This is a genomic window from Celeribacter sp. SCSIO 80838 (assembly GCF_056498065.1).
Map to the genome: position 1 here is coordinate 1051007 of NZ_JAZKMA010000001.1, position 22435 is coordinate 1073441.

The window sequence follows — 22435 nt, forward strand, 5'->3', positions numbered from 1 at the left end:
CTGGAACCCTGCGATGACGCAAAACCCGACACGGGTCTCCGCCCAGCCGGACCTGTTTGCCTCTTACGGGCAAACCCCCGGCGTGGCCGATGAGCTGTTCGATGCCACGGGCCAGATGCGGCCCGTGTGGCGTCGTTTTGTCGATCGGTTTTCCCGGCTGTCTCCTGAAGACATCCGCTCCCGCTTTGAGCGCGGGGATCAATACCTGCGCGATGCGGGCGTGTTTTACCGGCAATATTCCAACGATCCCCTCGCCGAACGCGCCTGGCCGCTCAGCCATATTCCGGTCATCCTGCATGAGTTGGAATGGGAGCATATATGCGCGGGTCTGACGCAACGCGCCGATCTGCTCGAACGAGTGATGGCCGATCTTTACGGCCCCGGCAGCCTTGTCAGTGACGGTCATCTGCCCGCCGAACTGGTGGCGCGCTCGCCGCAATGGTTGCGCCCGATGGTGGGGGTCGAGCCGCGCGGCGGGCATTACCTGCATTTCATCGCCTTCGAGATCGGGCGCTCGCCGGATGGCTCGTGGTTCGTTTTGGGCGACCGGACACAGGCGCCTTCGGGGGCGGGGTTCGCGCTTGAAAATCGGATGGCGACGGGGCGGATTTTCCCCGAACGCTTCCCGCGCGCGCATATTCACAAGCTTGCCGGGTTCTTTAGCGCCTTTCGCGAGGCGACCGAGGAACTGGCCTCGCCGTCTTACAAACACCCGCGCATGAGCGGCATCCTGACGCCCGGCCCGTCGAACGACACCTATTACGAACATACCTATATTGCGCGCTACCTCGGCATGATGCTGCTCGAAGGCGAGGACATCGTGGTCGAGAATGGCGAGGCCATGGTGCGGACCATTGAGGGGTTGCAGCCGCTTGGCATGCTCTGGCGCCGGATCGACGCCCTGTTTGCCGATCCGCTGGAATTCAACCCGACCTCGCAGATCGGCACGCCCGGTCTGATGGAAGCCGTGCGCAGCGGGCATCTGGCGATGGCCAATGCCTTTGGCTCGGGCATTTTGGAGATGCGGGCGATGATGGCGTTTCTGCCCCGGATCAGCGAGGTGCTTCTGGGCGAGGCTCTGAAACTTCCGAACATCGCGACCTGGTGGTGCGGTGGCGTGAACGAGCGCAAATATGTGTGCGACAATGCTCAGAACATGCTGATCAGCCCGGCAGATGCGGTCGATCTTCCGTTCGATCTTGGGGCAACGACGGCGCTGGGCGGGGAGTTTCGCGGCACGGCCATGGGGTCGATCACCGATTGGCTCGATCGCGAAGGCGACCGGTTGGTGGGACAGGAGGCGGTGACGCTTTCGACCACGCCCGCATGGGAAGACGATGGCGAGGCCGGAAGCCTCGTGCCGCGTCCGATGACCGTCCGGGTGTTCGCGGCGCGCACCGCGCAGGGCGGCTGGCATTTCATGAAGGGCGGCTATGCGCGGATCGGCAGTTCCGGCGACGCTACGGCGCTTGCGATGCAGCGTGGCGGGGCGGTGGCCGACGTTTGGGTGGTCTCCGACCGGCCTCTGCCGAAGGAAGGCCCGAAGCGTCAGGTGGAAGGCAATTATCGCCGCGTCAGCCCCGGCGTGCTTCCGGCGCGCGCCGCCGATAACCTGTACTGGCTCGGGCGCTATATGGAACGGACCGAGGATGCCGCGCGTCTGGTGCGGGCCTATCATTTGCGGCTGGCGGCCACCGACAACCGCAACGATCCGCGTCTGAAGATGTTGCGCGACTATCTCGAAGGCTTCGGGATCGACCTTGCCCAGCCGATGCCGGAGGCGCTGATCACCCGGATTGCGGCGGCGCGCAGTTGTGCCATGCGGGTGCGGGACCGGTTCTCGACCGATGGCATGTCGGCGCTCGGCGATCTGTTGAAAACCGCGACGCGGATGCTTGAGACGGTTCAGCCCGGCGATGACAGTGCGCGGGCCATGTCGGTTTTGGTGCGCAAGATCGCAGGGATCACCGGGCTCGTGCATGAAAACATGTACCGCTTTGCGGGCTGGCGGTTCCTGAGCTTCGGGCGTGCCCTTGAGCGCGCCGATGCGATGGCCGCCCTCTTGGCGGCGTTTTCCGATCCGAAAGCGCCCGAAGGCTCGCTCGATTTGGCCGTCGAGGTAGGGGATTCGATCATCACCCACCAGCGTCGGTATCGGGTTGAGAGCAATCGCGACACGGTGGTCGATCTTCTGGCGCTCGATGCCGACAACCCGCGCGGGCTTTTGTTCCTCGTGCGCGAGCTGCGCAAACATGCCGAGGCCTTTCCCAACGCCCAGCTGCATGGCCGTCCATCGGAATTGCTCCGGGTGATCCTGCCGCTTGAGACCGGGATCGCCTGTGCCCGGACCGAGGAAATGACGGTGGCGCGGTTCAATGCGATCCGGGGCGAGTTGGCGCGCATCTCCGATCTGCTGTCCTCGACCTATTTGAGGTAAGCCATGCTTTATGATGTCAGCCTGACGATTGACTATAGCTATGATTCCGCCTCCGACCGGACGCGCAACATCCTACGGCTTTTGCCGTCGGATATCCCCGGCGTGCAGACCGTGCGGCAAAGACTGCTAACGGTCCATCCGCGCCCGCAGGAGCGCCGCGACGGGCGTGATTTTTTCCTCAATGAAACCAGTATGGTGGCGTGGCACCGGCCGATTGACGCGCTGAAACTGCAACTCACCGCGCGGATCGAACGGTTTGAACCGGCGCAGATTTTCGATTTCTCGCCGCCGCTCGACGAATTGCACCATGAGCTGTTGATGGTGCCGTCCCTTGCCCCGGAGGCGCCGCATCATTTCATCGCCGCCTCGCCGCGCGTCGCACTTTCGGGGGCGATTACGGAGTATGCCTGGGAGTGCCTCAGCGAAGGCGTGACGGCCCTGGGGGCGGTCGAGGCCGTTGGGCGGGCGCTCAATCGGGATGTGGCTTTCGATCCGGAGGCAACGGATGTCGATACGCCGCCCGAGGAGGCGTTTGAGAAACGCCATGGCGTCTGTCAGGATTTCGCCCATGTGATGATTGCGGCCCTGCGCGGCATTGGCATTCCGGCGGGGTACGTGTCGGGCTTTCTGCGCACCTTCCCGCCGCCGGGTCAGCCCCGGCTCGAAGGCGCGGATGCGATGCATGCCTGGGTGCGCGCCTGGGTTGGCAACCAATTGGGTTGGATTGAATTCGACCCGACGAACAATCAGTTCGCCGGGACTGATTATATCACCATCGGCTATGGCCGCGATTACGAGGACGTGGCCCCCGTCCGGGGCGCGATGCGCACCTCCGGCGGGCATGAAACCTCACAGGCGGTCGATGTGCTGCCGATCGAAGAGGGCGCGGCTTAGACCGACGCCAGAAGGGCCTCGATATGCGCCGGCCCTGTGGGGCGGATGCCGGTGGGATTGAGCGCCTTGATCGAATAATAGCCGCGCGTGATGTGATCCATATTCACCGTGGACCGGATGCCCGGAATGCGCAGAATGCGCTCCATATAGGCCGAGAGGCGCGGGTAATCCGCGATCTGTTTGCGGTTGCATTTGAAGATGCCGTGATAGGCGGCGTCAAAGCGGATCAGGGTCACGAAGGTGCGAATATCCGTTTCGGTCAGATGTTCGCCGAACAGGAACGTGCCGGTCAGCCGGTCTTCCAGATCGTCGAGCATCTCGAACACGCCTTCGACCGCCTCATCGTAAGCCTCCTGCGAAGAGGTAAACCCTGCCTTGTAGACCCCGTTGTTGAGCTTGTCGTAAATCTGCGGGTTCAGCGCGTCGATCTCGGCTGCGAGGTCTTCCAGGTAGAGCCGGACATCCGAAGGCACGAGATGTTCGAAGGCCGTATCGAACATGCGAATGATATCGGCGCTCTCGTTGTTGACGATGGTTTCCGTCTTGGTGTCCCACAGAACCGGCACCGTGGCCCGCCCCGAAACATGCGGATCGGCGCGGGTGTAAAGTTCGTGAAGATAGGTGGAGCCGTACAGCGGATCGGCCGCGTCGGCGCCGGGATAGCCGCCGAATTGCCACCCCTGATCGGTCACCGTCGGGTTCAGCACCGTCACGGGAATGATTTCTTCGAGCCCTTTGAGCGCTCGCGCCATCAGAGTGCGCGAGGCCCAGGGGCAGATATAGGCGACGAAAAGCCGGTAACGCCCGGCTTCCGCCTTGAACCCGCCCACCCCGGTCGGCCCCGCAGAGCCGTCCGGCGTGATCCAGTTGCGAAAGCTCGACACCTGTCGCACGAAGCGGCCTTTCTTGTCGGCCTTCTGAACCGGGGTCCAGTTTTTCGTCCAAACGCCTTCAACAAGCATGATCATCCCCCTCAGTAATAGACGAAGCTGCGCATCGAGACGGAGCCGATGTCGATCGAGTCGTTCATGAACAGCAGATGGTCGTCCTTGTCCGAAGCCCCCGCGATGGTGAGCGCAGGCAGGTAGTGATCGAGCGATGGGTGCGCCATTTTCAACAGATTGCCGAGCCCCTGCCGGTCGCTCAGCGTGGCGTGGTCGCGCATTTGTAGACGGTCGGCAAAGAGATCGTCGAACTCTTCGGCCCAGTCATAGGGCTTGCCGCCCCAACGCATGGTGCGCAGGTTGTGAACCACGTTGCCGGAACCCAGAATCAGCACGCCGCGATTGCGCAGCTCCTTGAGCGCCTGTCCGATCTCAAGATGATGCGGCAGGTCCTTGGTCATGTCGATCGACAGCTGGAACACCGGCACATCGGCGCCCGGATAGAGGAATTTCAACACCGACCACGCGCCGTGATCGAGCCCCCAGGTGTCGTCGCCTTCGGCATGGTGGCTGGCCAGAAGGCTCACCACTTCTTTCGCCACATCGGGCGCTCCGGGGGCGGGGTATTGCTGGGCGAAAAGTTCGTCCGGGAAGCCATAGAAATCATGGATGGTTTTCGGCATGCGCGAAATATCCACCAGCGTCGACCCGCGGGTCATCCAATGCGCGGAGACCACGAGGATCGCCTGCGGATGCGGCAGGGCATTGCCGAGCGCAGACCAGCTGCGGGAATATTCGTTGTCTTCGATGGCGTTCATCGGGCTGCCATGGCCGAGGAACACGACCGGCATGCGGTCGGAGGATTTCAGGCTGTCTTTCAGCTGACGAAGCTGTTGCACGATGCTCATGGTCGTCTCCTTTCATCGCTCTTCCGAACGGTTTCGGGTCGAAGCGGTCTGATGTGTTGCCTGCAATATGCCGCTTGTGTCTCTTGAATAAAATAGCGAAGGTGTGGAATGACTATTACCGATATGTTCTTAATGAGGGTGCCATGGATCTGATTGATGGATTGCGAGCCTTTGTCGCCACGGCAGAGACGGGATCTTTCACCGGGGCGGCGGATCGGCTTGGGATCTCCAACCGACTGACCTCGAAATACGTGGCCGAGTTGGAAGAGCGCCTCGGCGTGCGTCTGTTGCAACGCACGACGCGGCGGGTCGGGTTGACGTCGTCGGGCGAAGAGCTTTTGTCGCGCGCGCCTGCGCTTCTCGACGATCTCGACGCCATGCTGGGCGAGGTCACAGAGGACACGCGCGGCTTTTCCGGCACGATCCGCATCTCCGCCCCCGTCACCTTTGGCGAGGTTTATGTCAAAGACCTTTTGGCGCGCTTTGCAGCACCGCATCCGGAGCTGATCATCGACCTGCGCCTGAGCGACGCCTATGTCGATCTCGCGTCCGGCGGCATTGATCTGGCCTTTCGGATCGGGGCCTCGGACGTGTCCTCGCTCAAACGTCGCAAACTTGGCATGCTGCGCTCGGTGCTCGTGGCCTCTCCGACCTATCTCGAAGCCCATGGCATTCCGGAAAAGCCCGAAGACCTGATGAATCACCAATGCATTCTCGATACCAACCGGCGCAATCCAACGCGCTGGCCCTTTGGCGTCGAAGGGCAAGAGGTGTTCGTGCAGGTGCCGGGGCGTTTCATGGTCAACAGTGCCCGTGCCGCCCGCGATCTGGCCGTCGCCGGGCACGGGATCGCCTTTTGCCCGACCTTCGTTTTGGGCGACGATCTCGAGGCGGGGCGGCTCGTTGCCTTGATGCCGAAGATTGCCAAGCCGGATCATCCCGTCAGCGTTGTCTATCTCGAAGGCCGCACCCTGCCGCGCAAGGTGCGGGCGCTGATCGACTTTGCGCTTCAGGATTTTCGCCGTACGGGCGGAATGGCGCCCGGAATGACAGAAAACGGGTAAAGTTTGACCTGAGCCAAGGTCAGGGTGCATCCTGATCCTGTAGCGTGACCCCGACATGAACCTTTTGGGCCCATTCGGGGCCCGCGAGACAGCTCGGGAGACATAGCCATGAAAACCGTCACCATCCTAGGACCGTCACAATCCGGCAAATCAGCATTGGCCGCGGCGCTGGCCGGGCTCGATACGGGCAAGCCCCGTTCGATCAGCCTGTTCGGTGAAACCGCGGTGATCCTGTTTCGCTATCTCGATGAGGATTGGGCGCTTTTGGATTGCCCCGGCGGGGCCGAAGGGCTGGCGCAGGCCGGTGCGGCGCTCGCGGTCAGCGATGCCGCCGTGCTCTGTGTCCCGGCGGAGGCCGAAGCGGCTGTGCTCGCCGCGCCTTACCTGCGGCTTCTGGAGGCCTCGGGGCTTCCGACGCTGATCTTCATCAACAAGGTGGATGCCGCCACCGACCGCACCGCCGAGATCGCCGCGGCGCTTCAGACCTATTCCGCCCATGGCATCGTCTTGCGCGAAGTGCCGATCCGTGAAAATGGCGAGATCACCGGCATGGTCGATCTGATTTCCGAACGTGCCTGGGCCTTCAAGGAAGGCGAGCGTTCGGCTCTGGTCGAAATGCCGGAGTCCGCCCGCGCGCGCGAAGCGGAGGCCCGCGCCGAGCTTTTGGAACATCTCGCCGATTTCGATGATCGACTGCTCGAAGAGTTGATCGAAGATCAGAAACCGATGTCCGACGAGCTTTACGAGGTGGCGACGAAAGTGTTGCAACACCACGATCTGATCCCCGCCTTCCTCGGCTCCGCCACGGGGGCCAACGGGCTGACGCGGCTGATGAAAAGCCTGCGTCACGAAGTCCCTGAGGTGACCACGCTCACCGAACGCTTTGGTGCAACGCCTGTGGCCGTCGGGATTTTTGCCGATCAGATCAAGCATCTTGGCAAGACCGTTCTGATCCGCGCCGTGGGCGAAACGTTGAAACCGGGCTCTGTCGTGATGGGGGGCACCATCGGCTCGCTGGTCGACATCGACACCAAAACCGCGCTTTCCGAACTGGCGCCGGGGGCGATGGGGCTGACCGTCAAAACCGATCACCTTGCGCTGCGCGCGCCGATCTATGGCGCGTCGGAGGCGATTGATACGCCCGATTGGGCCGTGCCGCACAAGCCGAAAAACCGCGTGCTTTTGGTGCCGCAAAACGAACGCGACGAGGCGCGGCTTTCGGCGGCGCTTGGCAAGCTTGCCGACATTGATCCGGGGCTGGCCATCGAGCAGGATGCGCAGAGCGGCAAGGCTGTTTTGGCCACGCAGGGTGCGCTGCATCAACGCCGTGTGCTTGAGAAACTCACCGATGTGTTCGGCGTTCCGGTCGAAACCCAACCGATCCCGCCCGCGCTCTGCGAGACCATTTCGAAACCGGGCGGCACCCATTATCGTCACCGCAAACAATCCGGCGGGGCCGGGCAATTTGCCGATGTGGTGATTGAGGTCGCGCCGCTGGCCCGTGGCGAAGGCTTTGTCTTCGAGGAGGTCGTCAAAGGTGGGGCGGTGCCGCGCAATTACATGTCCGCCGTCGAAGCGGGCGTGCGCGATGCCTTGGCCGAGGGGCCGAACGGTCTGCCTGTGGTGGATGTGAAAGTGACGCTCACGGATGGCAAACACCATGCCGTGGACAGCTCGGATTTCGCCTTCCGGACGGCGGCGAAAGCAGCGGTGCGTGAGGCGCTTGAGGCCTGCAAGCCCGTGGTGCTGCAACCGATCGACAAGATCGCGATCCATGTTCCAAGCGTCTATTCCGGCGGGCTGATGCCGATGGTCACCGGGCTCAAGGGGCAGGTGCTCGGTTTTGATGCCCATCCCGATGCCGCCGGTTGGGACGTGTTTAACGCGCTTTTGCCCGCGATGGCGGAAGGCGAGCTGTTCCAGTCCTTGGGTGGCGCGACCCGTGGCACGGCGTGGTTCGAGGCCGAACTCGATCATTACGAAGAAACTTTTGAGCCTCTCGCCCAACTTATGCCAGCGGAGTGAGACGAGAAAAGGCAAGCCATGGCGCCGTCGGGATGTCGTATCCCGGCGGTGTTTTTTGGATTGTTCGGATGATTTCCCCGTGGACGCGACGGAGAAAGCACCTATCTGCGTATCATGTTTTAACATCGGGCTTTTCGGCCCGTTTCCGTTTCGCTTGAAAGGTTTGTCATGAAAACCCCGTTGCGCCTGTTGATCGTCGCCCTTGTGGTTGTGGCCGGATATTTCGGCTGGACCTGGTACAAGGGCGATACCGAAACCACCCCGCCGCAGACGGCGGCGGTGACGCGAGGTTCGGTGCAGGAAACCGTTCTGGCCTCCGGCGTGATCGAGGCGAGTCAGCTTGTCAGCGTCGGTGCGCGTACCTCCGGTCAGATCGAAGAGCTGGCCGTGGCGTTGGGCGATACGGTGGCAGCGGGCGATCTGATTGCGCAGATCGACAGTGAGGATCAGCAGAACGATCTTTTGCAGGCGCAGGCCGATCTCGCCAATATCGAGGCGCAGATTGCCGCCAAGAAAGCCAATATCAAACAGGCCGAACTGACGCTGACGCGGGTCACGAGCCTGCATGCGCAGAATTATGCCTCGCAGGAAGATGTCGAGGCGGCCGAGGCCGATATGGAGGTGTATCAGGCCGAGCTTGATGCGCTGAATGCGCAGAGATCCAGTGCCGAGGTGACGGTTTCGACCGCCCAGATCGCCTTGGACCGCACCAAAGTCACCGCGCCGATGGCGGGGACGGTTGTGGCGGTTGTGGTGGACGAAGGCCAGACGGTGAACGCCAGCACCGATGCGCCGACCATCGTGAAACTCGCCAATCTCGACAAGATGATCGTCAAAGCCGAGATTTCGGAGGCCGATGTCGTGCATGTTGCGGCGGGACAGAAGGTCAGCTTCACCATTCTCGGCGAACCGGACAAAGCGTTTGACGCCGTGGTGCGCGACGTCGAACCTGCGCCGTCGGAGATCGAGGACAGCGACACGATCGATACCGACGAGGCGATCTATTACAACGGTCGGCTTGAGGTCGATAACCCCGATCACATGTTGCGCATCGGCATGACCACCGAAGTGTCCATCGTGCTCGATGAAGCGATTGACGTGCTGACGGTTCCGTCTTCTGCGCTCAATAGCGGCCCGGACGGCAAATATATGGTCGAGATTTATGACGCAGCCACCGGGACCAGCCATCCGCAGCCCATCGAGGTCGGGTTGAACAACAAGGTAACGGCGGAGATCACCTCTGGTCTGAACGAAGGCGATCTGATCGTGACCGGTGGTGCTGTGAGTGCGCCGAGTGCGTCGAGCAGCAATCGCATGGGCCCTCCGGGAATGTTCTGAGGGGGAGGTCATCATGAGTGAACCGCTTATTTCCGCGCGTGGCATCAGCCGCTCGTTTCAGGCCGGGGACGAAACCATCACCGTGCTGCGCGATGTCGATATCGACATATATCCCGGTGAAATGGTGGCGATTATCGGCGCCTCGGGCTCCGGCAAATCGACGCTGATGAACATTCTCGGGTGTCTCGATCGGGCCAGTTCCGGGACCTATGTCTTTGATGGCAAGGATGTGAGCGATCTCGAGCCGGATGAGCTGGCACAGCTCAGGCGCGAGCATTTCGGCTTTATTTTTCAACGCTATCAATTGCTTCCCGATCTCGACGCGGTGGGGAATGTCGAAGTGCCTGCGATTTACGCGGGGGCGAGCCGAGCGGCGCGGCGAGACCATGCAAAACATCTGCTGACCCAGCTTGGCCTCGATACCCGGCTCGATCACCGGCCCTCCGAACTGTCGGGGGGGCAGCAACAAAGGGTCTCCGTGGCGCGTGCCTTGATGAACGGCGGGGAGGTGATCCTGGCCGACGAACCCACCGGTGCGCTCGACAGCAAAAGCGGCGAGGATCTCATTGCCCTGCTCCGGGAATTGAACGCGAAGGGGCATACCATTGTCATGGTGACCCACGACCCGAAAGTGGCCGAACATGCGCACCGGATCGTCGAAATCAGTGACGGGCGGATCATTTCCGACACGCGCAAGGACGTTGGCGAGCCGTCACAAGCCACCATCGAACGCCCGATGAAACAGGTTTCCGGGCTGGGCGCGTCTTTCCGCCGTCTGACTGAGGCCTTCAACATTTCGCTCAAAGCCATGCTGGCGCATCGCACGCGGTCTTTCCTGACCATGCTCGGGATCATCATCGGCATCGCCTCCGTGGTGCTGGTGGTGGCGCTTGGCAACGGGTCGCAGGAGAAAGTCTTGGAGAACATCTCTTCTCTCGGGACGAACACGATCACCGTGCGGGCAGGCTCGGGCTTCGGGGCCCGCGGGGCCGGAAGGATCGAAACGCTTGTGCCTTCGGATGCCGATGCGCTGGCGCTGATGGATCTGGCAGACAGTGTCTCGCCCGCCGTCTCTTCTTCGGCAACCGTGCGCTATCGCAGCACGGAGGCATCGGCGACGATCAATGGCGTGTCGGGGGATTACTTTCAGGTCCATGCCTATGAAACCGTGACAGGATCGGTGTTCAGTACGGATGACGTCGACAGTTACGCGCAGGCGGCGGTGATCGACGAAGACACGCAGGATACGTTTTTTGACGACGGCACCGATCCTTTGGGCCAAGTGATTTTCCTCGGCAGTGTGCCGGTGCGTGTGATCGGTGTCGTGCGGTCTTCGGGGGCAACCTTTGGGCCGTCCTCTTTGAACGTCTGGGTGCCTTACACCACGTCCATGGCGCGGATTTCCGGGCAGGACTATCTCGACAGCATCGGGGTGCGTGTGGCGGACGATTACGACATGGATCAGGCCGAGGCAGAGATCACCGCACTGTTGAAAACCCGTCACGGGACAGAGGATTTCTTTCTGTCGAACTCCGATACGATTCGCGAAACCATCACCTCCACGACCCAGACGCTGACTTATCTCGTGGCAATGATCGCGGTGATTTCGTTGGTTGTGGGCGGTATCGGCGTGATGAACATCATGCTGGTCTCCGTGACCGAGCGGACCAAGGAAATCGGTGTGCGCATTGCTATCGGCGCAAGGCGTTCGGATATCGTCAGCCAGTTCCTGATCGAAGCGGTCATGGTCTGTCTGGTCGGCGGTGTACTTGGCATTCTCGGCGCGCTGACCGGTGGCTATCTGATTGAGGAATTCGCCTCCAGCGTGCGGTTGAGTTTCTCGACCACCGCGATTGCCGTGGCCTTCCTGTCCTCGACGCTGATCGGGATCACTTTCGGCTTTTTGCCGGCTCGTAATGCGGCACGGCTCGATCCCGTGGTGGCACTGAGCCGAGAGTGACGTACATATCTTGACTAAAAAACTAGGATAATCTATCCGGGGGCAAACGCCAGCTGAATGGATCAGCCAGCTACACGCATAGTATGGTGACTGACATGAATGACTCGGCTCTCTTTGCCTCTCTGCTCGACTTTCTCGCCAAGGGCGGTCCCTCGATCTGGGCGATCGCGGCGCTTTCGGTGATCACGCTGGCTCTGATCTTCTGGAAACTCTGGGATCTGGCCTATCTTGGTGCCTGGCGCAACACGTCCGCAGGAGAAGAAGCGCTCGCGCTCTGGGCGAATGGCGACACCGAAGGTGCCAAGGCGCGTTTGGCTGGCCGCAAGGGGCTGCGCTCGCGGTTCATTCGTGCGGCTTTTGCGGCCCATGGCAATCCCGCGTATGACGAGACCGGCGCTGAGGCCGAGACCACACGGGTTGCCAAGGGCTTTCTCGCTCGGGCGCGCTCCGGTCTGCGCCCGCTCGAATTGATCGCAACGATTGCCCCGCTGCTGGGTCTCTTGGGGACCGTGCTTGGCATGATCACCGCGTTTCAGACGCTTCAGGAAGCGGGTGCCAAGGCCGATCCGGCGCTGCTGGCGGGCGGCATCTGGGAGGCGCTTCTGACCACCGCCGCCGGTATGGCCGTGGCGATCCCGGCCTCCATCGCGTTTACCGGGTTCGAAGCGGTTGCCGACCGCCTGCGCCACGAGTTCGAAGACATGGCGACACGCATCTATCTGCGTCCCCGTGATGTGACGCAGCAACCCGTCCCGATGGCACAAGCGGCGGAGTGAACCATGGAGTTCAGCGAACCCCGGCGCAAACACCGGATGTCGCTCACCCCGATGATCGACGTGGTGTTCCTGCTTTTGGTGTTTTTCATGCTTGCCTCGCGCTTCGGCTCTCCGGCGCAACTGTCGCTGACGCTCGGTGGTGGCGCCTCGCAGGGCTATTCCGGTCCGCCGCGTCTGGTGCGTGTCGGGGCGGAAGAGCTGAAACTCAACGGTACTGTGCAGGGCGAAGAGGCACTGATCGAACAGTTGAAAGGGCTGGTGCAAAGCCCCGATGACATTGTGGTGCTTCGGCCTGACGATGAGGATGTGGCGCTGCAACGTCTGGTGGGGGTGATGGAATGGCTGGGCGAGTCCGGGTTTACCAATCTGGTTCTGGTGGAGTAAACGATGAATTTTTCTGATGCCCCCCGTCCTCAGCCCTCCGAGAGCGTCGTTCCGATGATCAACGTCGTCTTCCTGCTGCTGATCTTTTTTCTGATGACGGCTGAGATCGCGCCACCCGACCCGCTTGAACTCGAATTGCCCGAAGCCGGAACGGAGGCTGAAATTACCGCCCCCCTGCCGCTTTATCTGGCCAAGGACGGCACGCTCGCTTTTCGCGATGTGCAGGGCGAAGAGGCGGTGTTGCGGGCTTTGGAACTGGAGCGCATCGCGCTTTGCGCCGATGGGGGCTGTGAAGGTGCGAGCGGGCCGTCGATTGCCATGAGTGCGGATCGCGAGGTCTCGGCCGCGACACTGGCCGCGTTGCTGCCGAAATTGGCGGCACTCGGGTTTCCCAAGGTGGAACTTGTGACCCGGGCAGGAGGTGGAGCATGAATCGCGTTCTGACGGGCACCCTCTTTGTGTCGCTCGCGCTCGGTGCGCATCTTGCGGTGGCCGCAGTGGCGCTGATGGATCATTCCGCAGGCACGGCTGCCTCTGGTGAAGGCGGCGAGGATTTGTTGTCGCTTCAGGCGTCGAATGTGGCGCTGGCAGCCATGGTTGAGCGTTGGGAAGAGGTGCCGGAAGTGGCACCCGATCTGCCCAAGGTCCCGGAGCCGCCCAAGCCCGTCATGGAACCTTTGGAGGAAATTCCCGAGCTGGAACTGGCTCCGAGTGACATGGCTTTGCCCGTGCCGATGCAGCCGGTGGAACAAGCGGAGGTGTTCGACGCGCCGGAACCGCCGGAAGCCCCGGAACCGCCCAAACCCGCACCGAAGCCGGAAGCGAAACCTGCTCCGAAAGCGCAACAATCGCAGCAGGCGCAACAAGCCGTGCAAGGCACTGATCGGTCCAGTCAGGAGACCCGTGCCGCAGGTGCTGGTGGCGGGCAACAGGCGGGCGAGGCGCGCGCGTCGCAAGGCGCGGGGCTGAGTGCGGCGAAGCGCCAGTCGGCTCTATCGAGCTGGGGCGCAACCATCCGTTCGCGCATCGAACGCCGCAAGCGGGCACCGCGCGGGGTCGGGGACGGGATTGTGACCGTGAGCTTTCGGGTCAGCCGCGAGGGCGCTTTGCTGAGTGTCGGTGTGGCGAAAAGTTCGGGAAATCCGGTCCTCGATGCGGCGGCGGTTGAGGCGGTGAAGCGGGTTGGCCGTTTCCCCGCAGCGCCAGCGGAGCTGACCGACGCCAGCTACCCTATGAGCTTGCCGATTAGATTCGCCGGCTGAGCCGAGGGCACTGGTCTGATGGGGTGGAAGCGTCTAGCATGATGCGGACGCTTTCCACGGGAGCAGCCATGCCTGACCACTCAGCCGCTTATCTCGGGGCTTCCGGCCGGATCGGGGGCTATCTGCGTGCGGCGGAACGGCAACTCCCGGAAGACGCCCAGCGATTTCTTTGGCAATATCGGGTTTTAGAGAGGTGCGACGAGGGCGCTTTTCTCTGGCCCGATTTTCGTGACCCCACGGCTTTGGGGGCTGCGCAGATTCACCATGGTTTCGATCATATTTTGATCTTTTCTGGTGCAATCGGTGCAAAAGATGATCCCGAGGCGATGCAAGCCCATGTCACGAGTGTCGATCATGCGATCACTGCGGCGCTCCGAGCGGGGATCAGGCGCCTTCTGGTTGCCTCGTCTTCTGCCGTTTATGGCGCGGGGCGGGGAGAGCCGTTTTGCGAAGACGTCTCGCCCGCGCCGATCAATGCCTATGGTCGCGCCAAGGCCGCGATGGAAGACCTCTGCTCCCGGCGCGCGGCCACGGAAGGGATCGAGATTTGTGCGTTGCGGATCGGCAATGTCGCCGGCGCGGATATGCTTTTGGGCAATGCGATGCGCCGTTCCTCGGGCCCTTTGACACTCGATATTTTCCCGGACGGGCGGGGGCCGGAACGGTCCTATATTGGTCCGCTCACTTTGCTCTCGGTCTTGCGATCCCTGATTGCGACAGAGGCAAGGCTCCCGCCGGTGCTTAATCTGGCTGGTGGGAAGCCCGTGCAGATGTCCGATCTGCTCGATGCGGCGGGCGTGCCCTGGACTGCGCAGCCGCGGAGCGATACCGGTCATCAGCGCATCACGCTGGATGTGACGCGGCTGGCAAGGCTGTGTCCGGAGATTGATCTGGACGGCACGGCGCAAGAGATCGTTGCCGAATGGGCTGCTGTGAGGGCCACGGCATGAGCTTTGGAAAACGCATGTTCGACCTTTTTCTGGCGATGTGTCTCGGGCTATTGTTGCTGCCTGTGATCTGTGTGCTGGCGGGGCTGATCCTGCTCCGGGACGGGCGACCGGTGTTTTTCCTGTCCGAGCGGATGAAAACACCGGAGCAGGGATTTCACCTGATCAAGTTTCGGACCATGACCCGTTCGGCGACCGACAGCGGTGTGTCCGGTGGTGACAAGCAAGATCGGATCACGCGTACAGGCCGGTTTCTGCGCCGCAGCCGTCTCGATGAGCTGCCGCAGCTGTGGAATGTTTTCAGGGGTGATATGTCCTTTGTCGGGCCGCGCCCGCCTTTGCGGCTCTATGTCGAGCGCCACCCGGAGGTTTACCGTGCCGTGTTGCAGAACCGGCCTGGGGTGACAGGCCTTGCAACCCTGACGTTTCATGCCCACGAGGCGCGTCTTTTGGCCGATTGCGATACGCCAGAGGCGACGGATTCGGTTTATTCCCGTCGCTGTGTGCCCCGAAAGGCGCGGTTGGATTTGCTCTATCGGGAAAATGCAAACCTCTGTTTTGACATTAAAATCCTTTTTAAGACTGTGCTTGGCATTCTGAAATAGCGACCGGCTTGGCAGACCGACGCCGATGTCCTGACTTCGATCACATGTTTTCGGTGATGTTATGGGCTTGTTAACTCCGCTCTGACTAACTTGAGAAAAATGAGGCGGAGACGCAGTTTTAAGGCGAGTTTGTCGTGTACAGAAAAGTACTTATCGTTGGGTTGACGTCCCTTCCGCGCAATGTGATCCGCGCGGTGCTTCTAATGTCCGACTTTCTGGTTCTGACGCTTTCCCTTCTCATGAGCCTGCTTCTTTTGCCCGGAATGGCGACCGTCCGCGACAGCACGACCTTGCTGTGGCTCTGCGGAGCGTTGATGATCGGCGGGCTGTTGCTGAATGTGATGTTCCGACTGGATCGGATCAAGCTGGTCATGCTGAATGCACGGGACCTGATGACCATCGCCAGGTTTAGTGCCGGTATCGCCCTGGTGATCTGGGCGACGAGTGTTGCGCTCGAGCTGCCTCGTTTCGGACCCGCCGTATTGACCTTCGGGGTCTTTGCTTTCACGGGGCTTGCGACTTCGCGCGCCATTGCGGTTTCGATCCTCAGCGGTCTGCGGGAGTATTTGCACAGGCGTAAAAACGTGGCGATTTTTGGGGCTGGCGCGGCGGGTGTGCAACTGGCCTCGGCCATGGGGCAGTCGCCCGATCGGCGTGTGGTGGCTTTTTTCGACGACAATCCCGCGATGCAAGGCATGGACATCGGGGGGATACCGGTCCTGCCCTCCGGAAATCTGGTTTCGGATGTCTATCGAAATGCGATTTCCGAGGTGATGATTGCGTTGCCGGACAGTGCTCGCAAGCGTCGTGACGCGATCGTGGATCTGTGTGAACGCGTCGACATTCCGGTCAAGATCCTGCCGTCTTTCATCGACATGCTGGTCGAGCGCGGCAATACGCGGTTGCGGACGGTGGACCCCGACGAGGTGCTCGGTCGCGGCAAGGTCGATCTGGACACGCCGGAAATGGTCAAGAGCTATGCCGGGCGGGTGATCATGGTGACGGGTGCCGGAGGCTCCATCGGGTCGGAGCTTTGTCGCCAGCTTCTCAATTGCCAGCCCCAAAAGATCGTCTTGTTCGAACAGAACGAATACAATCTTTATGCGCTCGATCTCGAATTGCAGTCTCGGGCAAAGGCCCGCAACATCGAGGTTTTGCCGTATCTCGGTTCGGTCACGGATGCCGGTCGCTTGCGCCATGTGATGCGCCAGAACGGCGTGGAAATCGTTCTGCACGCGGCCGCCTACAAACACGTTCCTCTGGTCGAAAACAACGAAGTCGAAGGCGCGCGCAACAATGTCATGGGGACGAAAATCCTCGCCGATACGGCGGTGCAGGAGGGGGTCGAGCGCTTCATTCTCGTGTCGACCGACAAGGCCGTGCGCCCGACCAGCATCATGGGCGCAACGAAACGGATTTCCGAACTGATCATTCAGGACATTCAGACCCGCGCGCCACACACCAAATTCTCGATGGTCCGGTTCGGCAATGTACTGGGTTCGTCCGGGTCGGTCTTGCCGCTGTTTCAGGCCCAGATCGAAAGTGGCGGTCCCGTGACGGTCACGGATCCCGAGATACGTCGTTATTTCATGACGATTGCCGAGGCGTCGCGGCTTGTCCTTCTGGCCGGAGCCTATGCCAAAGGCGGCGACGTGTTCGTGCTCGACATGGGGCAGCCGCAGAAGATCATGGATCTGGCGCGTAAGTTGATTCAGCTTTCGGGGCGTCGTGTCAAAGACCCGCTGACCGGAGAGGGCGACATTGAGATCAAGATCATCGGCCTGCGCCCGGGCGAAAAGCTATATGAGGAACTTTTCGTTGATTTGGACAATCTGCGCAAAACACCGAATTCGAAAATCCTGCGGGCGGAAGAACATTGTCTCAGCCAGATCGAGGTCGCCGGTCTGTTGCGGGAAATTCAGGCGGCGATCGAGGTGTCGAATTCCGGCAAGCTTCGTCAGATTTTGATGCGTTGCACCCATGAAAACGACGTGTCCCCGCAGGTTCGAACCGGAACCGAGTCCCGGCTGTAACGATGGGGCTTTGCCGCCCAGCGTAAAGCCCTTTGCCTTTTACGGGCTGAAATGTGCGACGGTCTATGCCTTTGTCTCTTCCGATGTCGCGCGGCGGGCATGGTCAGCATGACCTTGTCGCCTTACCCCGGCTCGCATAGGTAAGAGAGAAGGACAGAGAAAGGCGGGGCACGATGATCACCTATCTCAAAGGCTATTCGAAGAAGAAGGACAGCTTCATGTCCTCCGTGGCTGAGGCCGATGGCGGGAGGCATGTGCTCCGAACGATCCCGATGTCCCTGCGCGATTTCCCGGAGACCCGAACACGGGTAGAGGCTGCCCTTTCTGTGGCGAAGCGGCAGCCGAAAGGCCCTCTGGGCCGTGCGCTCAAACGTCTTTTGATCCGGTTGCAATACAATGGATCGCGCCGCTATTTCTCGCGGCATCGGGATACGGTTGCGCTTTGTTGGAACGGGATAACCGGATCGCGCAGGGTGTTCATGGAGGGGGCAAAGGACGCAGGCGTGCCGACGCTCTATGCCGAGCTTGCGCCTTTTCCTGGGCGGATGCAGCTCGATCATACCGGGGTCAACGCGCTCGGCTCCCTGCCGCGCGATGCACGGTTTTATACCGCATGGGCCGCAGGGCGTCCGGACCGGCAGAATGAGGACTGGCGGCACCTCGGCGCCAATCTGACGGCGCGGGCGTCAAAGCGTGCAGATGTCGGTCAGGCGTCGGGGGCCGATCTCGCGGGGCAGAACTTTCTGTTTGTGCCGCTGCAAGTGCCGAACGACAGCCAGATCACCCTGTTCTCCGGCTGGGTCGGCTCTGTGCCGAACATGCTGGCTGCGCTGGCAAAAGCGGCGGCTGACCTGCCGGACGGCTGGCACATCCGGGTCAAGGAGCACCCCTCCGCCAAGACCTCTTTGGCATGGCCCTTGACCAGCGCGGTCGAGGCGGCGAAAGGGCGGATCGTGGTCGACAACCAGAGCGACACGTTCGAACAGGTCCGCGCGAGCCGTGGTGTGATCACCATCAATTCTTCCGTGGGGCTTCAGGCGTTTTTCTATGACAAACCGGTGATCGTTCTGGGCGAGGCGTTTTTCGCGATGCCGGGATTGGTCACGGTGGCGGACAGTCCCGAAGCCCTGAGCGGGGCCTTGTATCAGGCGGAATCGCTTTCCTTCGATCCCGAACTCAGAGCCGCTTTCATGAGTTATCTTGATCAGGTCCATTTCCCGCATGTATCGGACGACCCGATTGCGGGGGCGATGATCGACCAAAAGGCCGCACAAGCGCGAATTGAAGCCGCCAGAGTGGCTGCGCGGTGCTAAACCCCCTTTCTTCTCCTGCCCCTTTCGAGTAAGGCTCCGCGCCAGTCACCCTGGACGAATGAGGAGTGCCAAATGGGTTATAAAGTCGTCGTCGCGGGCGCCACGGGCAATGTGGGTCGCGAAATGCTGAACATCCTCGCCGAGCGCGAGTTTCCTGTCGATGAGATCGTGGCGCTGGCGTCACGCAAATCTCTCGGTACAGAAGTGAGCTTTGGCGACAAGACCCTGACCACCAAGGATCTCGACACGTTCGATTTCTCCGGCTGGGACATCGCCCTGTTTGCGGTCGGCTCCGACGCGACCAAAACCTACGCGCCGAAAGCGGCGGCGGCGGGCTGTGTCGTGATCGACAACTCGTCCCTCTATCGCTACGATCCGGAAATTCCGCTGATCGTGCCGGAAGTGAACCCGGATGCGATCGAGATGTACAAAAACAAGAACATCATCGCGAACCCGAACTGTTCCACCGCGCAGATGGTTGTGGCTCTGAAGCCGCTGCATGACCGTGCGAAAATCAAACGCGTTGTGGTGTCGACCTACCAATCCGTGTCTGGCGCGGGCAAGGAAGGCATCGACGAGCTTTGGGACCAGACCAAGGGCATGTATGTCCCGGGTCAGGAAGTTGCTCCCTCGAAATTCACCAAACAGATCGCCTTCAACGTGATCCCGCATATCGATGTCTTCATGGACTCGGGCGACACGAAAGAAGAATGGAAGATGGTCGCCGAGACCAAGAAGATCGTCGATCCGGCGATCAAGGTCACCGCGACCTGCGTGCGTGTGCCGGTGTTCGTCGGGCACTCCGAGTCGATCAACATCGAGTTCGAAGAGTTCCTTGACGAGGACGAAGCCCGCGAAATCCTGCGCACCGCGCCGGGCATTCTTGTGGTCGATAAGCGCGAAAACGGCGGCTATGTGACCCCGGTCGAATGTGTCGGCGACTTCGCGACCTTCATTTCCCGCATTCGTCAGGACGTCACCGTCGAGAATGGTCTGAACCTGTGGTGCGTCTCCGACAACCTGCGCAAGGGCGCGGCTCTGAATGCGGTTCAGATCGCTGAACTGCTCGGTCGTCGGGTGCTCAAGAAGGGCTGAGTTGTCCGGTATGGTCGAAAGACGGTAACTAAATTCTTAATAAAAGGGCGCTTGCGAGCGCCCTTTTATGTTGGGTTTCGTGGCGCCGATTCGCCACCTCAGAGGCATGATCACGGCTTTTCTGAGAAAGTCTGTGGTGATGGGCTTGTCTTCCGGGCAGGCATTACTGCGAAAAGCAGCAGTTTTTAAACAATCAACACTCTGAAATCTGAGCGAAATTTCGGACAAGCCAGAGTGGACGCGCAGTTAACTTTAAACTTTATTCATACACGCGGCGCATCTGTGGCGCTGTTATGCTTATTTTCGGCCTGACGACAGAGCCATGCAACGAAGGGGTAGGGTGATGTTTCGAGTGAAAATCGATCTTGGCGCGATGCGTCAACATGAGATCAAAAGGAACGACACGGGGGCATCGGACCGTTCAGTCGACCGTCTGGGTGACTGGGCGGAGGAATTGGCCAAGCCTCATCCGCAGCTCACCCGTGAAGATCTGTGCAAGACATTCCACGAGAAGTTTCAGGACGGCTGCCGCCGCGAAACCAAGATCGTCGCCTGACTGCGTGTCGGGGGATCGGCGAGCTTTCGCCATGCGCGGGCTGTGGCTTTGACGAAGGGGGAATTCCCCTTGCGCAAAGCTGAAGCGCATTGGACCTTTCCTCCGACCATTTAGGAGGAAATCATGTTCCCGAAATTTAGCCCGCGTGCCATTCTGACCCTGTCCTGTCTTGCCGGAAGCGCATTGATCGCGTTGCCCGCCTTCGCAGAGCGCTTCGAGGCGCGTAGCTTGGTCACCGAGGCGACGCTCTACCCGCAAGGCGCGATGATCACCCGCAATGCGACCGTCTCTCTGCCCGAAGGCGCGCATGAGATCGTCTTCGTCGACATTCCGACGCGTTATTCCTACGAGGAGATTGCGCGGAACATGCAGATCCGTGTCGAGGGGGGCGAACTTGGCCCAGTGGCTTACGGCATCGAAGACATCTCCAAAGCGCTGCTCATTCGTTCAGAGGCGGAGAAAGCCGCCTTGGCGCGTGTCGAGACGCTGGAAGGCGAGATCGATGACCGGCGCGCACAGATTGCGCAAATCGGGTTCGAGGCAGAGGCTGCCAAGGACACGCTCGCCTATCTCGCACGGCTGTCTGACGGAAGCGATGCGGAGCAAAGCGCGGCCACAGCGCGGATGATCCGCGAAGAATCCCTTGCCGCGCGGCTTGCGCAGCAGGACGCGGAGCGTCGGGCCAAGGCTGCAGAAGCGGCCATGGAAGACCTTGAGGCAGAACTGGCGGAGGCAACAAAGGCGCTTGAGCTTTTGGTGCCCTCCGACGAGAACCGTATCTCCATCACCTTGCCGGTGACCATGGAGCAGGCCGGCGATGTCGAGATCGGCTTTACCTACATGTCCAATGAGGCCGCCTGGCAGCCTCGGTATACCGCGCGGCTGAACACGGACGACAACTCCCTGTTGTTTACGCGTTCGGTCGTCGCCATGCAGGACACCGGCGAGCTTTGGACCGATGTTGCGCTCACCTTTGCCACGGACGATCCGACCCGCCGTAGTTTTCCGCAGGACGTCTATTCTCTGATCCGCCGTGTCTATGAACCGCGTCCCGTCGAGCCGCTGATGCGCACCATGGCCAGCGATGCGATGGAGGGGGGCTATGCCGAACCTGTTATGGAAGCACCAATGATGGTGCAGAAGATGAACACCAACCTTTCCGGCCTCAGTCAGACCTATAGCTACCCGACGCCTGCGACGCTCTATTCGGGCGAGGATGCGGTGGAATTCGCTCTGGCCACCGTCGATCTGTCGCCGGAGATTTTCGTGCGCGCCGTGCCGTTGCATGAGGAGGTGGGCTATCTGATGACGAGCTTCACAAATGAGACGGGAGAGATGCTGGTGCCCGGTCCGGTGCAGTTGATCCGCGACGGTGTGAACCTAGGTGAGGCGATGCTTGATACCCTGGTCGATGGCGGCGAGGCGGAGCTGGCCTTTGGGCCGGTGGATGGCATTTCCGTGAAGCGTGTGCTCTTGACCCGCAATGAAGGCGACCGCGGCATGATTTCCAAATCCAACGAGACGGAAACGGAATGGCGGATCGAGATCGCGAACCTGACCGCGCGCAGTTGGCCGATCGAGGTTCTGGATCGCGTCTCCGTGTCTGAACAGGACGAGTTGAAAGTGGACTGGTCCGCCTCCCCCTCGCCGGATGTCGAGGGTGTGGACGACAAACGCGGGGTGCTCGCATGGCATTTCGACCTTGAGGCGGGCGACAGCCAGAAAATCAGCCTGAGCGAAAATCTGCGCTGGCCGGAGGGCAAGATGCTGCAATGAGCGCGGCCATTCGTCAGGTGTGACGTATAATTTATACGGGAGTCCGGATCGCATCCGGGCCTCCGTGATTCGGAAATTTTAAGGCCATGTTAAGCCTGTCACAAAGCTGCCGCAGGAGGGTCAGATCACCGTCACGGGTCTCAAGACAAGTTAACCAATATTTAAGCGATGAAGAGAA

General features: G+C 60.9%; 19 protein-coding genes. 17 read left to right on the plus strand and 2 right to left on the minus strand.

Annotated features, from left to right (window positions below; genetic code table 11):
* Nucleotides 1-13: 13 nt before the first annotated feature.
* Both V1475_RS05105 and V1475_RS05110 read left to right on the plus strand, forming a co-directional pair.
* A complete protein-coding gene (locus tag V1475_RS05105; RefSeq protein WP_479411883.1) occupies nucleotides 14-2437 on the plus strand; it encodes a circularly permuted type 2 ATP-grasp protein in 2424 nt (807 codons plus the stop codon).
* Between the two features lie 3 nt (nucleotides 2438-2440).
* Nucleotides 2441-3331 (plus strand): transglutaminase family protein, encoded by an 891-nt coding sequence (locus tag V1475_RS05110; RefSeq protein WP_479411884.1) that lies wholly within the window; start codon nucleotides 2441-2443, stop codon nucleotides 3329-3331.
* Here the strand turns inward: V1475_RS05110 and V1475_RS05115 are convergent.
* Both V1475_RS05115 and ygiD read right to left on the minus strand, forming a co-directional pair.
* Nucleotides 3328-4293: a glutathione S-transferase family protein gene (locus tag V1475_RS05115; RefSeq protein WP_479411885.1), complete on the minus strand. Its 966-nt coding sequence runs from the start codon at nucleotides 4291-4293 to the stop codon at nucleotides 3328-3330. The genes V1475_RS05110 and V1475_RS05115 overlap by 4 nt on opposite strands.
* Before the next feature lie 11 nt (nucleotides 4294-4304).
* Nucleotides 4305-5123, minus strand: a complete 819-nt coding sequence (gene ygiD, locus V1475_RS05120) for a 4,5-DOPA-extradiol-dioxygenase (RefSeq protein WP_479411886.1) — start codon at nucleotides 5121-5123, stop codon at nucleotides 4305-4307.
* Between the two features lie 143 nt (nucleotides 5124-5266).
* On the opposite strand from ygiD, the gene V1475_RS05125 reads away from it, so the two are divergent.
* The 15 genes from V1475_RS05125 (at nucleotide 5267) to V1475_RS05195 (ending at nucleotide 22257) form a co-directional block, all read left to right on the plus strand.
* A complete protein-coding gene (locus V1475_RS05125; protein WP_479411887.1) occupies nucleotides 5267-6187 on the plus strand; it encodes a LysR family transcriptional regulator in 921 nt (306 codons plus the stop codon).
* Between the two features lie 108 nt (nucleotides 6188-6295).
* A complete protein-coding gene (locus tag V1475_RS05130) occupies nucleotides 6296-8212 on the plus strand; it encodes an elongation factor G (protein WP_479411888.1) in 1917 nt (638 codons plus the stop codon).
* 168 nt (nucleotides 8213-8380) lie between these two features.
* A complete protein-coding gene (locus tag V1475_RS05135) occupies nucleotides 8381-9550 on the plus strand; it encodes an efflux RND transporter periplasmic adaptor subunit (RefSeq protein ID WP_479411889.1) in 1170 nt (389 codons plus the stop codon).
* Between the two features lie 13 nt (nucleotides 9551-9563).
* On the plus strand, nucleotides 9564-11510 hold the full coding sequence (locus tag V1475_RS05140; RefSeq protein WP_434289556.1) for a MacB family efflux pump subunit: 1947 nt from the start codon (nucleotides 9564-9566) through the stop codon (nucleotides 11508-11510).
* 95 nt (nucleotides 11511-11605) lie between these two features.
* Entirely contained in the window at nucleotides 11606-12286 is a 681-nt protein-coding gene (locus tag V1475_RS05145; protein ID WP_434289554.1) for a MotA/TolQ/ExbB proton channel family protein, read from the plus strand.
* Between the two features lie 3 nt (nucleotides 12287-12289).
* On the plus strand, nucleotides 12290-12670 hold the full coding sequence (locus V1475_RS05150) for an ExbD/TolR family protein (protein ID WP_434289553.1): 381 nt from the start codon (nucleotides 12290-12292) through the stop codon (nucleotides 12668-12670).
* A gap of 3 nt (nucleotides 12671-12673) precedes the next feature.
* On the plus strand, nucleotides 12674-13102 hold the full coding sequence (locus V1475_RS05155) for an ExbD/TolR family protein (protein ID WP_434289551.1): 429 nt from the start codon (nucleotides 12674-12676) through the stop codon (nucleotides 13100-13102).
* Nucleotides 13099-13932, plus strand: coding sequence for a TonB family protein (locus V1475_RS05160; protein WP_434289549.1), 834 nt, complete (start codon nucleotides 13099-13101; stop codon nucleotides 13930-13932). Before V1475_RS05155 ends, V1475_RS05160 begins: the two co-directional genes overlap by 4 nt.
* 68 nt (nucleotides 13933-14000) lie before the next feature.
* A complete protein-coding gene (locus V1475_RS05165; protein WP_479411890.1) occupies nucleotides 14001-14882 on the plus strand; it encodes an NAD-dependent epimerase/dehydratase family protein in 882 nt (293 codons plus the stop codon).
* Nucleotides 14879-15484 carry a sugar transferase gene (locus V1475_RS05170; RefSeq protein ID WP_479411891.1) on the plus strand — a complete coding sequence of 202 codons (606 nt, stop codon included), beginning with the start codon at nucleotides 14879-14881 and terminating at the stop codon, nucleotides 15482-15484. The genes V1475_RS05165 and V1475_RS05170 overlap by 4 nt, the downstream gene beginning before the upstream one ends.
* Before the next feature lie 203 nt (nucleotides 15485-15687).
* Nucleotides 15688-17517, plus strand: coding sequence for a polysaccharide biosynthesis protein (locus V1475_RS05175; RefSeq protein ID WP_479411892.1), 1830 nt, complete (start codon nucleotides 15688-15690; stop codon nucleotides 17515-17517).
* A 173-nt stretch (nucleotides 17518-17690) separates the two neighbouring features.
* The gene (locus tag V1475_RS05180; protein ID WP_479411893.1) at nucleotides 17691-18830 is read left to right on the plus strand and encodes a capsular polysaccharide export protein, LipB/KpsS family; all 1140 of its coding nucleotides are present in this window, start codon (nucleotides 17691-17693) and stop codon (nucleotides 18828-18830) included.
* 72 nt (nucleotides 18831-18902) lie between these two features.
* Nucleotides 18903-19925 carry an aspartate-semialdehyde dehydrogenase gene (locus V1475_RS05185; protein ID WP_479411894.1) on the plus strand — a complete coding sequence of 341 codons (1023 nt, stop codon included), beginning with the start codon at nucleotides 18903-18905 and terminating at the stop codon, nucleotides 19923-19925.
* A 343-nt stretch (nucleotides 19926-20268) separates the two neighbouring features.
* A complete protein-coding gene (locus tag V1475_RS05190; protein ID WP_479411895.1) occupies nucleotides 20269-20481 on the plus strand; it encodes a hypothetical protein in 213 nt (70 codons plus the stop codon).
* Between the two features lie 123 nt (nucleotides 20482-20604).
* Nucleotides 20605-22257, plus strand: a complete 1653-nt coding sequence (locus tag V1475_RS05195) for a DUF4139 domain-containing protein (RefSeq protein ID WP_479411896.1) — start codon at nucleotides 20605-20607, stop codon at nucleotides 22255-22257.
* The last annotated feature ends 178 nt before the right edge of the window (nucleotides 22258-22435 follow it).

Coding starts and splice junctions, on each gene's coding strand:
- V1475_RS05130 (WP_479411888.1), top strand. CDS start 6,296: ATGAAAACCGTCACCATCCTAGGACCGTCACAATCCGGCAAATCAGCA.
- V1475_RS05190 (WP_479411895.1), top strand. CDS start 20,269: ATGTTTCGAGTGAAAATCGATCTTGGCGCGATGCGTCAACATGAGATC.
- V1475_RS05140 (WP_434289556.1), top strand. CDS start 9,564: ATGAGTGAACCGCTTATTTCCGCGCGTGGCATCAGCCGCTCGTTTCAG.
- V1475_RS05195 (WP_479411896.1), top strand. CDS start 20,605: ATGTTCCCGAAATTTAGCCCGCGTGCCATTCTGACCCTGTCCTGTCTT.
- V1475_RS05115 (WP_479411885.1), bottom strand. CDS start 4,293: ATGCTTGTTGAAGGCGTTTGGACGAAAAACTGGACCCCGGTTCAGAAG.
- V1475_RS05185 (WP_479411894.1), top strand. CDS start 18,903: ATGGGTTATAAAGTCGTCGTCGCGGGCGCCACGGGCAATGTGGGTCGC.
- V1475_RS05165 (WP_479411890.1), top strand. CDS start 14,001: ATGCCTGACCACTCAGCCGCTTATCTCGGGGCTTCCGGCCGGATCGGG.
- V1475_RS05135 (WP_479411889.1), top strand. CDS start 8,381: ATGAAAACCCCGTTGCGCCTGTTGATCGTCGCCCTTGTGGTTGTGGCC.
- V1475_RS05170 (WP_479411891.1), top strand. CDS start 14,879: ATGAGCTTTGGAAAACGCATGTTCGACCTTTTTCTGGCGATGTGTCTC.
- V1475_RS05150 (WP_434289553.1), top strand. CDS start 12,290: ATGGAGTTCAGCGAACCCCGGCGCAAACACCGGATGTCGCTCACCCCG.
- V1475_RS05175 (WP_479411892.1), top strand. CDS start 15,688: ATGTCCGACTTTCTGGTTCTGACGCTTTCCCTTCTCATGAGCCTGCTT.
- V1475_RS05180 (WP_479411893.1), top strand. CDS start 17,691: ATGATCACCTATCTCAAAGGCTATTCGAAGAAGAAGGACAGCTTCATG.
- V1475_RS05155 (WP_434289551.1), top strand. CDS start 12,674: ATGAATTTTTCTGATGCCCCCCGTCCTCAGCCCTCCGAGAGCGTCGTT.
- ygiD (WP_479411886.1), bottom strand. CDS start 5,123: ATGAGCATCGTGCAACAGCTTCGTCAGCTGAAAGACAGCCTGAAATCC.
- V1475_RS05105 (WP_479411883.1), top strand. CDS start 14: ATGACGCAAAACCCGACACGGGTCTCCGCCCAGCCGGACCTGTTTGCC.
- V1475_RS05110 (WP_479411884.1), top strand. CDS start 2,441: ATGCTTTATGATGTCAGCCTGACGATTGACTATAGCTATGATTCCGCC.
- V1475_RS05145 (WP_434289554.1), top strand. CDS start 11,606: ATGAATGACTCGGCTCTCTTTGCCTCTCTGCTCGACTTTCTCGCCAAG.
- V1475_RS05125 (WP_479411887.1), top strand. CDS start 5,267: ATGGATCTGATTGATGGATTGCGAGCCTTTGTCGCCACGGCAGAGACG.
- V1475_RS05160 (WP_434289549.1), top strand. CDS start 13,099: ATGAATCGCGTTCTGACGGGCACCCTCTTTGTGTCGCTCGCGCTCGGT.